Source organism: Meiothermus sp. CFH 77666, from assembly GCF_017497985.1.
In the GTDB taxonomy this organism is placed as follows: domain Bacteria; phylum Deinococcota; class Deinococci; order Deinococcales; family Thermaceae; genus Meiothermus.
In genome coordinates this window covers 42862-55049 of record NZ_JAGDFV010000011.1, presented here as the reverse complement: position 1 = coordinate 55049, position 12188 = coordinate 42862, and the positions used below count along the sequence as shown (strand labels likewise).

Below are 12188 nucleotides of genomic sequence, written 5' to 3'. Positions count from 1 at the left end.
GGCTTTGTGTTCAACGAGCCTGCTCGAGTAGCACCTGCGCCCCTTCCTTAAGCGCCTCTTGCTCGTTCTGGGTCAGTTTGAGCCCTTCCCACAGCGCACTGAAGTAGCTTTCTTGCATGAGGGCGATTTCAATGGCCATGATTTTTTCAAAGGCCGTGATGGCCGCCAGGATATCAGCCCCCCGCAGCGCATTGCGGAGGTGCTCGAGGGTCAGCTCCTGCACGATGCCCACAGCGGGAATGAAGTGCCCAGGGCGCACCCCCACCCGCGCATGCACCAATCCAATCTGAATACGGCGACGGGCATACGCACCATCGTACTGCCCGGAAAAAAGCTCCCGATACCAGACCGCAAACGAACGGTACAGCCGTTCAACCCGGCCCGGCACACTCCACAAAATTTCGTGCATCTCGGGGTCGCGGCCCAGATAATCATAGAAAGCCAGGGCCACCTCGGGGGCCAGGGGGCCTGCAATGGGCTCGAGGCTCCGCAGGGTATGTATATGCTGCTGCGTGAGCCCTGTTCGGCGCACCAGGGTTTGCAGCAGCTCTTCGGCCTTCATCCAAGGGATTCTACTTCAGGGACGCCGGTGGCTCATAGTCAGTAGTCAGTTGTAAGAAGCGGGCTAAAGCCACCGAATGATAAAAAGCACGTTTATCTAGCCCTTGACATTAGACTCTTGACCCCTGACTCACCAGTTCAGTTGGCTTTTCCCAGCATGGCCCGGGCCCCCGCCACCAGGGCTTTCTCCTGGTCGGCAGCCACCCCCAGGCGGTAGCCGTACTCCATGGCCTGCATGTAGCTATCCTGCATCAGGGCCGCCTCAATAGCCATGATCTTCTCGAAGGCTTCCACCGCGCTAAAGATTTCGGGTGAACGAAGGGTATTGCGCAGGTGCTCGAGGGATAACTCCTGCACAATGCCAAAGGCAGGCATGATGAAACTGGGTTTGACCCCGATGGCCGCGTGTACCAGGCCGATGCGGGCACGTCTCTCGGCATACTCAGCATCGTACACGCCACAAAAAAGCCCGCGGTACCAGTCGGCAAAGCTCTGATAAAGCCGCTCGACCCTGCCAGGGGTCTCCCACAGTATGGCTCTCATCTCTTCATCCCGGCCCAGGTAATCGTAGAAGGCAAGAGCGATTTCCGAAGCCATGGGGGCCATCAGGGGTTCAAGCCTGCGAAGCATCTGAACATGTTGCTCCAGCAGTCCGGTACGACCTATTAGCTTACTCAGCAAAGCCTTGGCTTCCATTTGGGACAATTGTACCTTGACATAAAACTATCCAGAAGACCTGCATGAAAAGACTGAATCCTGGTACAGAATAAGTCTTGGACGCATTCCAGTAAACCGATTCAATCACTTCAACTCCAACAACAGAAGGGGCAGCCTGATGGCTACCCCTCTCAATAAGGCGGTTTACTCGGTACTGACTTCCTGTACCACTTGCTGATTGGTGGGCAACACCATACGGAAGTGGGTCGCAGGGTCGGCCAGTAGTTTCATCAGACGCTCGGCCTTGTCTTCGCGTTCGGCATCGCGCAGGGCATCCAGGTACGCGCTCATCAGTTCGCGCACATCGGCAATCCCGCGTTCATCGAGCTTCTGGATCGCCACCTTTGCGCCTTTGGCCAGACGTCGGTGCATGGCCTCTTCGTTGAGGCCCATCTCGGGCCAGAAGCGCAGGTAAACCCGCCCGCCGGTCATACCGGAGCAGATCCAGGGACCTGGGTCACCCAGCACCACCGCCCGCCCGCGGGTCATATACTCAAAGGCAAAGCCTTTGGCCTGAGCACGGGCTGCAATGTTGCCTAGTTCGTCCTGCACGGGGCGATCCGGCTCTCCAGCAAGCACCACATCCGCGCCCGAAAGGCGAATGCAGAAGCGGCTGTCGGCCTGCCCTTCCACAATAAGCAAGCCGCCGATTGCGCCATAGGCGAAAGATTTGCCTACCGAGCCGTCTACGTACTGGCCAAAGGGGTTGCGCCCCTTGAGGATGGCCACCTTGCCGCCGTAGGCGTTCTTGGCGATGCCGTCCTGGGCCCCACCCTCCACCACGATGTCCAGCCCTTCCACGTTGAACGCAGCAATCCCGTTGCCGGCTACGCTCCCCGCATCGAAGCGGAGCTCTACCCTGGCATCCCAGCCTTTTCCATACAGGCGGCGGCGGGCAATCTCCCCGGCCAGGTGGGTTCCCAAAGCCCGGTCGGTCGAGCCTACCGGCCCTTCCTGGAACAATAGCTCACGCCCGCCTTCTGCATACGCGCCGGTGACCACCTCGGTAATCGAGCGGGTGAGCTGGTTCAGGGGTTTCCGCAGCACATGTGCCGAGCGTTCACCCAGCCAGTCGGGCGCCGAAACGGGCTCGAAGAAGTAGCTTAGATCCAGTTCTTCGTGATGACCTTCCTGTACCAGCAGGTCGCTGCGACCCACCAGATCGCGCAGGCTCACAGCGCCCAGGGCTGCCACCATCCGCCGCAGCTCGTCACCCTTTGCACCAAAGAAATGAACCAGTTGTTCAATGGCACGGTCTTGCTCCTGAGGTACGAACCGCTTCAGGCCGTGGGCCTGGGCTTGTTCAACGGTTTCGATCTGGGTGGCAATTCCCACATGGCAGGTGTCCATCTGACACTGGCGGCAGATAGTGCAACCAATCGCCACCATGGCCATGGTGGCCATGCCCACCCGGTCGGCCCCCAGCAGCACCATCCGCAGGGTGTCGTAGGCGGTTTTGAGGCCTCCATCCGCCCAGAGCTCTACCTTGTCGCGCATGCCAGCCCGTACCAGTGCCCGGTGAGCGCGGCGCACGCCGATTTCTACAGGTAGACCCGCATACTTGAGCGCATGCCAGCGGGCTGCGCCGGTGCCGCCCTCGAAGCCGGAGAGGGCGATTACATCGGCCCCGGCCTTGGCGATGCCCACCGCGATGGTGCCGATACCCGGAATAACCGGTACCTTGACCGAGACCTTGGCCTTGGGGTTGACCGTTTTGAGCTCTTCGATGAGCTGGGCCAGGTCTTCGATGGAGTAGAGGTCGTGGTTGTTGGAGGGCGAGATGAGGTCTACCCCCGGCACCGCGTTGCGGGCCGCGGCTACCTTGGCCGTGACTTTTTTGCCTGGCAGGTGACCGCCCTCGCCCGGTTTGGCCCCCTGACCAATTTTGATTTCGATGAAGCCCGCCGAGTTCAGCATATAGGCATGAGCACCAAAGCGACCCGAGGCCACCTGTTGCCCGCGCCAGTGGGTGTACTTGCCCAGCATGTCGGGGATTTCACCGCCCTCCCCGTTGATGCAGACCATGTTGAGCTTTTTGGCGGCCTCGATGTAGGCCCGGAAGCTGGCTTCGCCCTGGGAACCAAAGCTCATGGCGGTAATTACGAAGGGTAGCGAGTGTCCGCCCACGCTCAGATCCACTTCTTCGGGGTTAATAGGGGATTTGCCCACCGACTTGATGCCAAGCAGTTGACGGGCAGCCACTGGCGATTCCTGCTCGAGCCCGCGCACTTTCTCCTGGAAATGCTCGTAGGGGGACTGGCCCGAGGAAACCTCCATGGCCGCCTTGAAAATGCGGGGGTTGAAGCGGAAGTCCTTGGCAGGCAGCACTTTTTCGGCGTTCAGCAGATTGAGGCGCTCCAGGAGGGTGCGCTCGAGTTCCAGCAACCCATAGCCCGCCCGCTCCGAACCCAGGAAGTTGCGGATGCCAAACTCTTGGGCCAGTTCGGGCTTGAGGCCGATGGCGCTGAAGATGCGCCCGTAGCCGCGCACCTCGTGAATGCCCATAGTGGAGATAACCTTCTCTAAACCTTTCTTGAGGCCCTCGAGCAGGTTCTGCAAGCCCAGCGCACCCTTTGCGGCCTGGGCTTTGTGCTGCATCAGCCAGGGCGCTACCGCATCGGCCCCCAGACCCAGGCAGACCGCCACGTCGTGCAGGTTGCGCACCCCGCCCGAGTGCACCAGCAGCGAGGTGCGACGGCGAAGGGATATTCCTTCCTCGTCGCGGGCCTCCTCCAGCGACTTACCAATAGCCGCCAGGGCCAGGTACACATCCAGCCAGACCCCCCCCTCAAAGGCCCCTTTATCGGTGAGCGCCAGCAGTTCGGCCCCATTGCGAACCGCCTCAACCGCGCTTTCCTGGAGTCGTTTGAGCCCTGCTGCAATACCTTCCTCCACCGAGAACTGCAGGGGCAGCAAAACGTGTTTGAAGCGGCGCAGGGCCTCCTCATAGGTCAGGGTTCCCTGGCCCTGCGCGATAGCCTGTACCGTGGCAGAGGTCTCTTCCAGCAGCACGGGCACCACCAGCTCTTCAACATGGCCTGCCCCGCGCCCATCCGGCAGGGGCCGGCGGCCCAGGATGCTGCGGGTAGAGAAATGTTCAATCTCGCGCTCGCGGTCAATGGCCGGGTTGGTTACGACCGCCACGGTCTCCTTGAAGAACTCTGAGAGGTTGGGTTTTTCGGGGTTCAGCGCCGCGATGGGGCCGTCGTAGCCGAGCGAGCCGATGGGCTCGTTGCCGTTTTCGGCCAGAGCCTCGAGGTAGCCTGCGTCCCAGCGATCCCAGCCATAGGCCCGCTCGAGGTTCAGCGAAGGCGGCGCTGGCTTTTCTTCCACCTGGGCTTCACTGCCCCCGGCCACCGGCGGCACCGAGCTATAGCGGGGCCCGGCCAGATGGGCTCGGTAGCCCTCGAGGCTATGGGTTTTGGTCAGGATACGCTCCAATACCTGACGCTGGTGGCGGTCAAAGGGAAAGAGCCGCGTTCCATCGGAGGTTAGACGCAGGTACATCTTCTCCCCTGGGGCAAAGGGGCGCGGCTCTGAAACAAACTCCTCCACCGTGAAAACCCCCCGCTCCGAACTGAAGACGTACTCCGAGTCGGTCTCGACGAACCACAAAGGGCGCAGCCCCATGGCATCGGTGCCAAAAACCGCCTCTTCGCGGTGGCGCGTCACCAGGGCCGCCGGGCCCTGGGCCAGCGGGCCAAAGCGCTGGCGCAGGTTCATGTACAGGTCTTGCAGGGCCGGAGAGTAGTTTTTGATCTCACCCAGAATGGGCGGAAAGACCACATCCATGGCCTCCGGTAGGGAAAGTCCGAAGCGGTAGAGCAGGCCCTCGAGGATGCGGTTCAGGTCCTGCGAATCGGAGCCGCCGGTAAGCGGGATATCCAGAAAACGCCCTTCGCGGCGTAGTCGCTCAATGGTGTTGATCTCGCCGTTGTGGCCCAGCAAGCCAAAGGGCTGTACCGCCTCGAAGGTAGACATGGTGTTGGTGGAGTAGCGGTTGTGGCCCAGGGTGATGGTGGATTTATACTCCGCCCGCGACAGCTCTGGGAAGTAGCGCTTGAGAATCTCGGCGGAGCCGCGCACCTTGTAAACAACGGTAGCCGTGGAGAGCGAGACCACATGCACAGGGAAACGCTGCTCCAGGAGCAAGCCTAGCTCCCACAAGGGGCCGTCGCCATCAGTGGAAAGCCCGGCCACCTGATAAAAGAGCGGCTCGGTGCGCTTGCCCACCGGCCCCAGTACACTGCTGTTGGTCTCCCCTTTGCGCTCCAGAAGCAGCTTGATGCCCCGCTTTGAACCCTCCACCCGGAACAAGTCGAACAGCTCCTGAACCCGGGCGCTTTCGTTTTTGGGTATGAACAGGTGGCCCACAAAAAAACGGGGGTTCTGGGCCAGGTTGCTGTCGAGCCCCGCTTCGTATAGGTAACCCGCCCAAAGCTCGCGCGGGAGGTCGGTCTGGATACCGGTGCCATCGCCCTCCCCCCGGATCAAGCCAGCCCGGTGGGCCATCTTGTAGAGGCTTTCGATGGTACGCTGCACGTTGGCATGGCTTGGGCGTGCGCTCTTTTCGGCGATGGCGATAATGCCGCAAGCATCGCGTCCGTTTGGTATACCAGGGTATGCCTCACTAAATTTCATCTGCCAGACCTCCAGAACTGAGCGAAACGTATGGGGGGAAAATCTTCGCATAACTTTGCGAAGATTTGAAGCAGTATACGAATCACCCCTGCCTGCGTCAATATAATCAAGGTGGTGTAGAAATCCGGCTTTTCGTGGTTTTGGGACAAGAATACCCATCTTGGTTATTCTGCTGCTTCAAGCCATGCCAAGAGGTTAGTAAAGACCCGCCAAGAACGCATTTTCTTGACATTGCTTTACCGTTGCTCCTACAATGCGGTAGGGAGCTTCGCCTAGGGAGGTATCGTGGAAACGCTCCGTGTGTCCGGCAAGTCACGTCCCAACTCCGTCGCAGGAGCTATCGCTGCTCTACTGCGCTCCCAGAGCGAGGTCGAGGTTCAGGCTATTGGCCCCGAGGCGGTTAATCAGGCGGTCAAGGCTATCGCTATCGCCAGGGGATATATTGCCCCCGATAACCTCGATTTAGTTGTGAAACCGGCTTTTGTGAAGCTCGAGCTCGAGAGCGAGGAACGCACCGCCCTTCGCTTCACCGTACGTAGCCAGCCCCTGCAACCCTAGAACCCCTATAGCTTTCATGTTGTTGCAGCACTTCGGATTATTTTGGCAAAGTTTTGAGCCAGAGCAGTGTGCCGAGCAGAGGAAACCTCAGGTTGCGAGCCTAGTTGGTCTGCCCTTTGCGCTTCAGCATTTAGCCCTATGGTCACCCACAAGATTGCCTTCCGTTGTGATCCTTTGCACCCAGTTCGAGCAAGTGACCCAGGACTCAGAGCCCTCATGTGGCGTCTGCTACCTTATACGTGTAGGAGGGAGGAATGACGATAACGTTCTTACTGATGATTGTGGTTTTTGTGGCAACGCTGTTCATACAGTTCTGGCTCCAGCGCACCTATGCCCGCTACAGCCGGGTCGCCAACAGCCGGGGGGTGACGGGGGAGCAGGTAGCCCGCGCCATCCTGGACGCCTATGGGCTTCACAACGTGCGGGTGGAAATGGTACCCGGCGCTTTGACCGACCACTACGACCCGATTGCAAAGGCAGTACGCCTCTCTGAGCCCAACTTCCACTCCCCTTCCGCAGCCGCCCTCGCCGTAGCAGCGCACGAGGTGGGGCATGCCATCCAGGATGCCAAGAGCTTTGCCTGGTTGCGGGTTCGGCATAGCATCCTGCCGGTGGCCAATATCGGCAGCATGTTTGGCCCCTGGATCTTCATTGCCGGGATGTTCATGGGGGCTACCGGCCTGATGAGCATTGGTATCTGGCTCTTTGCCGCTGCAGCTCTGTTCCAGCTCGTAACCCTGCCGGTAGAGTTCGATGCCTCCAACCGGGCCCTGAACATCCTTAAAAAGATGAATTTCCTGGACAACAGCGAGATGGGGGGTGCTCGGGCCGTCCTGACCGCTGCCGCGATGACCTACGTAGCTGCCCTGGCCAACTCGGTGGCCACCATCCTGCACTACGTCGCCATCATGATGTCCAACCGCGAGTGACCTCGAGCCGACCCAGGTTTAGCCCCGCTTGCTGCGGGGCTTTTGTTTGGACCAATCTTGCTTCAAAGAGTCATGTCCTGCGGCTTGCCGTGCAACCAGACTTCCTGGCGCAAAATGCCCTCGAGGGTGAATCCCAGCCGCTCGGGAATGGCGCGGCTTTTGAGGCTTTTGGTGCTGGCCCTGATCTCGAGGCGGTTGAGGCCCATCTCGAAAAATGCATAATTTATCAGCGCCTCCACCCCGCGAGCCATCAACCCTTTACCCTCAAAAGCCGCGCCCAACCAGTAGCCAATCTCGGCAGTACGGTGAGGGGGCTTGATGTCAAACAAGGTAAGTGTTCCGGCCAGCTTTTTCCGATACCAGACCGTCAGGGGCAGTTGTTCGCCCCTGGCGAAGCCATCCAGAGCTCCCTGGATAAAGGCTTTGGTATCTTCCAGTGTGGTATTGGCATCCACCCAAGGTAAAAAGCGCCGCAGATGCTTGCGATTAGCGTTGGTGAGAGCGAACAATGCTTCGGCAAAGTGGGGCAGCAGCAAGCGGAGTTCGCTATGCTCGTCGAGCAGATAGCTGAACATGAATACAAGGATCAGACCTCAACTCTCTCAGTAGCATTCCCGAGTAAGAATTTTTCGGTCTGATGGAACGGTTTCCTCGAAGATGACTCGATCAACTTGAGCTTCGGACGAACCACTCCTGGTCGGTGATGGCGTAGAGGGCGTGGTCGCAGGGCTTGCCGTGAAGTGTACCGTCGTTACGCAGCAATCCTTCTAGTTGCAGGCCCAGCCGCTCCGGTATGGCCCGGCTACGCAGGTTGTCCACATGCACTTTGATCTGAACCCGGTGCAGTCCGACTTCACCAAATGCGTAATCGAGTAGTGCTCTGACGCTACGGGTCATCAGGCCCAGGCCCTCGAATTCCTGGCCCAGCCAGTACCCAATCTCGGCCTTCCGGGCAGCCTGGTCAAGGTCGTACAGACCCACCACTCCGGCTATACCACCTTTATGCCAGATCGAGAGGCTGTAGCCCTGACCAGCAGCCAGCGCCTCCAGGCGGCCACGAATGAAATTCAACATGAACGAGAGATCGTGGGCGCTATCCACCCACGCCAGCCACGCGCGCAGGTGGGTGCGGTTGCGGTCGGCCAGTGCGTAAAGCGCCTCTGCGTGGTGAGCTTGCAGCAAGCGCAATTCGCTGTCCTCATCCAGGCGGTGGGCAAGCATCTACACGTCAACCTTCCATTTGGGGCCTTCGCGGGTGTCCTCAACCACCACCCCCAGTTCGGTCAGGCGATCCCGAATGCGATCCGAAAGGGCAAAATTGCGGTTGCGGCGAGCCTCTTCCCGGATGTCCAGCAGTAACCTGACCAGACCCTCGAGCAAAGCGCCCCCCAACTGGTTTTGTAGCACTCGAGCAGGGAACAGCCCCAACACCCCCTCGCCCAACTCTGCGAAAACCTTCTCGGCTTTTTGCAGGCTCTCCCTGCCGGGCCGCTCGGTCAGGGCTTTATTGAGCTCGGTAACGAAGTTAAACAGCGCAGCAATGGCCTGGGGGGTATTCAGATCGTCGTCCAGAGCTTCTGCAAAAGCCCGATGCACCTCTTCCACCGCGTGCTCCAGGCCTGGGTGTTTGCCACCGGGCGCCGTGTGGACGAGCCGGTGTACCTCCCGGTAGGCATTCAGCAAGCGCAGGTAGCCGTTTTTGGCAGCCTCCAGACCTTCGTCGGTAAAGTCCAGTACGCTGCGGTAGTGGCTGTTGAGCAAGTAGAACCGAATGTACATCGGTTCGTACCGGGCCCGTAGCTCGGCCAGCGAAACCAGGTTGCCGGTACTCTTGGCCATTTTTTGGCCGTTCAGGAGCACGTGATAGTGGTGCATCCAGTAGCGGGCAAAGGGGTGTCCGGCTGCCTCGGCCTGGGCAATTTCGGCCTCGTGGTGGGGGAATTGCAGGTCTACACCCCCTGCGTGAATGTCGAAGCCGTCGCCCAGGTATTTGAGGCTCATGGCCGAGCATTCAATATGCCAGCCCGGAAAGCCCACGCCCCAGGGCGAGTTCCAACGCATAATGTGCTCGGGGTCGGCCCTCTTCCACAGGGCAAAGTCCCGCGGGTCTTCCTTTTCCTCGCGCACCTCGACCCGGGCCCCGGCCTCCTGTTCTTCGATGTCGCGGTTGGAAAGTTTGCCAAACTCGGGCCAGCTCCGAACCCGGAAATACACCGAACCGTTCGCCACGTAGGCATGACCCCGCTGGAGCAGGGTCTCGGTCAGCTCAATCTGCTCGGGAATGTGCCCGGCGGCGCGGGGGGTGATGTCGGGGCGCAGAACGTTTAGAGCCTGCATCTCGTCGAAGTAGCTCCACATGTATTTTTCGGCTACTTCCATGGGCTCCAGGCGCTCGAGTTTGGCTCTGCGCTGGATTTTGTCCTCGCCCTCGTCGGCGTCGTCGGTCAGGTGGCCCACGTCGGTAATGTTGGAGACGAAGCGCACCTTATAGCCCTGGTAGCGCAACCAACGTCGCAGCACGTCGTAGACGATGGGACCGCGGGCATGCCCAAGGTGGGGGTCGGAGTAAACCGTAGGGCCGCAGACGTAGATGCCCACATAGCCGGGGGTAGCCGGCGTGAAGGTCTGTTTGGCCCTGGCGAGGGTGTTATAAATCTGCAAAGGCATTGGACTGCTCCATTCTTAGTCTGGGCGTTGCTGGCCCAGCGCAGGATAAACAAAAGACCGCCTGGCGATGAAAAAAGCCGGGATGGAGGCCCTAGGCACACCACAACCCCGGCAGAAAGGCAGGCTTAACATCGCGGAGCAAACGTCATGGGTAGAGTATAGCACCTCACGCCGCAGTGCAGCGCTCCTTCAGGCCACGCAACAGGTCGTCTATGTTTTCCTGCATGAGCTTTTTGACCAGTTTTTGCAGCAGGCCACCAAAGATAGGAATGTTGAGTTCGTACTCGAGCTTCAATACCGCCTTGGTGCCCTCGCCCTCGGGCAAGAAGATCCAGGAACCCCGGTAGACATCGAAGTCGCCCTCTTTACTATCAAATTCGTTGCGGAACTCGGCATCAAACCAGCGCTCATCCTCAATCCAGTGCACCTTTTTGCCCATCGCAACAGCCACAAACCGGGTGCGCGAGGTGGTTCCGTGGTCTTCCAGTACCTCCAGGGTTTCTACATCCTTGAGGTAGGGTTTGAGGCCCGCAAGATCCCGAGCGGCAGCGTAGACCTCCTGGGGGGGTTTGGGAATGTAGAGTTCGGACATGACTTCCGGCATAGCGCTAGTTTACATGAGGGGCTCGAGGTTCGCCCTGTAGGGTAGGCTGATGGGCATGTCAGCCAGTTTCCAGGAAAAGCTGCGCCGGTTCGCCGAGGTCGCGGTCAAGGTTGGGGTGGGGCTCCAAAAGGGTCAGAAACTGTTTGTGAACGCCAACATCGAGGCGCTGCCGCTCACCCGCCTGGTGGTGGAAGAAGCCTACAAGGCGGGCTCGAGGCTGGTGGTGACCCAACTTTACGACGAGCAGCTCAACCTGGCGCGTTATCGCCATGCGCCACGGGACTCGTTTCAGGAGTACGCAGCTTTCATGGTGGAAGCCCGGCTCAAAGCCCTGGACGAAGGCTACGCCTGGCTGAGCATCCTGGCCGACGACCCCGAAATTCTGCGCGGGCAGGATCCCGAGCTGATTCGCCAGGCCTCGCAGACCACCGCCCGCTTCAGCAAACCCTTCTCGGATCGAATCAGTGGCTTTGCCACCAACTGGTGCATCATCGGGGCTGCCTCGCCGCGCTGGGCCCAACTGGTCTTCCCCAACGACCCCCCCGCCCGGCAGGTGGAACGCCTGTGGGAGGCTATTTTCAAGGTGAGCCGGGTGAACCAGCCCGACCCGGTAGCAGCCTGGATGGCTCATGCCGAGAACCTCGAGCGCCGCGTGCAGCAGCTCAATGCCAAGCGCTACGCTGCGCTGCGCTTCCGAGGACCGGGCACCGACCTGTATGTGGGACTGGCCGAAGGGCATGTGTGGGCGGGGGGAGCTGGACAGGCCCAAAACGGAGCCCGGTGCATTCCCAACATGCCCACCGAAGAGGTGTTCACCACCCCCCACCGCGAGCGGGTAGAGGGCTGGGTGCGAAGTACCAAGCCCCTGAGCCTGCATGGCAATTTACTCGAGGGCATCCGGGTTCGCTTTGAACAGGGCCAGGTGGTCGAGGCCCAGGCCGACAGGGGCCAGGAGATTTTGCAGCACCTGCTCGAGACCGACGAGGGTGCTCGGCGCCTGGGTGAGGTGGCCCTGGTGCCCCATAGCTCGCCCATCTCGCAAACCGGGCTGCTCTTCTACGAAGCCCTCTACGACGAAAACGCCGCCAGTCACATTGCTCTGGGCGCCAGCTACGACGAATGCCTGGAGGGAGGTCATGAACTGACTCCAGAACAAAAACGCGCCGCAGGAGCCAACGACAGCCTGATCCACATAGACTGGATGATCGGCTCAGAACACATAGACGTAGATGGCATCACCCAGAGTGGTCGGGCTGAACCCTTGATGCAGCGGGGGGAATGGGTCGAGTAGCGCCGCCTGAGTTGAGTCTTCTGTAAAGGTCGAGCGAAGTCCGGGGCGAGTATGCTTGAGCCCAAGCCATCATCATGGCCCAAAGATAAAGCAATCCAGATTGCCTGAGCAGCCAATGGTCTGTATAGATTGCTTGATTGGTCTGTGGCTATCTCGTATTGACGTTTTTTTGTGCTCTGGCGAAGGGAGTCATTCACATCGCGAGTCTTGACACTTTCGG

Annotated in this window: 10 protein-coding genes; 3 read left to right on the top strand and 7 right to left on the bottom strand. The window is 59.8% G+C overall.

Annotation, left to right across the window (positions count from 1 at the left end; translation table 11 throughout):
* Positions 1–10: 10 nt before the first annotated feature.
* The 3 genes from J3L12_RS07700 to J3L12_RS07690 form a co-directional block, all read right to left on the bottom strand.
* Complete coding sequence (locus J3L12_RS07700; RefSeq protein WP_208014465.1) at positions 11–562, bottom strand: protoglobin domain-containing protein; 552 nt, start codon at positions 560–562, stop codon at positions 11–13.
* Positions 563–699: 137 nt separating this feature from the next.
* Complete coding sequence (locus J3L12_RS07695; RefSeq protein ID WP_208014464.1) at positions 700–1257, bottom strand: protoglobin domain-containing protein; 558 nt, start codon at positions 1255–1257, stop codon at positions 700–702.
* Positions 1258–1422: 165 nt separating this feature from the next.
* Complete coding sequence (locus J3L12_RS07690; protein ID WP_208014463.1) at positions 1423–5919, bottom strand: glutamate synthase-related protein; 4497 nt, start codon at positions 5917–5919, stop codon at positions 1423–1425.
* A 285-nt stretch (positions 5920–6204) separates the two neighbouring features.
* On the opposite strand from J3L12_RS07690, the gene J3L12_RS07685 reads away from it, so the two are divergent.
* Positions 6205–6477, top strand: a complete 273-nt coding sequence (locus tag J3L12_RS07685; RefSeq protein ID WP_208014462.1) for a stage V sporulation protein S — start codon at positions 6205–6207, stop codon at positions 6475–6477.
* Positions 6478–6731: 254 nt separating this feature from the next.
* Positions 6732–7406, top strand: coding sequence for a zinc metallopeptidase (locus J3L12_RS07680; protein WP_208014461.1), 675 nt, complete (start codon positions 6732–6734; stop codon positions 7404–7406).
* A gap of 62 nt (positions 7407–7468) precedes the next feature.
* On the opposite strand, the gene J3L12_RS07675 is transcribed toward J3L12_RS07680, so the two are convergent.
* From J3L12_RS07675 to J3L12_RS07660, 4 genes are all read right to left on the bottom strand, one after another.
* Positions 7469–7981, bottom strand: coding sequence for a GNAT family N-acetyltransferase (locus tag J3L12_RS07675; protein WP_208014460.1), 513 nt, complete (start codon positions 7979–7981; stop codon positions 7469–7471).
* A gap of 91 nt (positions 7982–8072) precedes the next feature.
* Positions 8073–8627, bottom strand: coding sequence for a GNAT family protein (locus J3L12_RS07670; RefSeq protein ID WP_208014459.1), 555 nt, complete (start codon positions 8625–8627; stop codon positions 8073–8075).
* The gene (gene cysS / locus J3L12_RS07665) at positions 8628–10073 is read right to left on the bottom strand and encodes a cysteine--tRNA ligase (RefSeq protein WP_208014458.1); all 1446 of its coding nucleotides are present in this window, start codon (positions 10071–10073) and stop codon (positions 8628–8630) included.
* 166 nt (positions 10074–10239) lie between these two features.
* Positions 10240–10677, bottom strand: a complete 438-nt coding sequence (locus J3L12_RS07660; protein WP_208014457.1) for an SRPBCC family protein — start codon at positions 10675–10677, stop codon at positions 10240–10242.
* Positions 10678–10732: 55 nt separating this feature from the next.
* Between J3L12_RS07660 and J3L12_RS07655 the strand changes: the two genes are divergently transcribed.
* Positions 10733–11968, top strand: coding sequence for an aminopeptidase (locus tag J3L12_RS07655; protein ID WP_208014456.1), 1236 nt, complete (start codon positions 10733–10735; stop codon positions 11966–11968).
* The last annotated feature ends 220 nt before the right edge of the window (positions 11969–12188 follow it).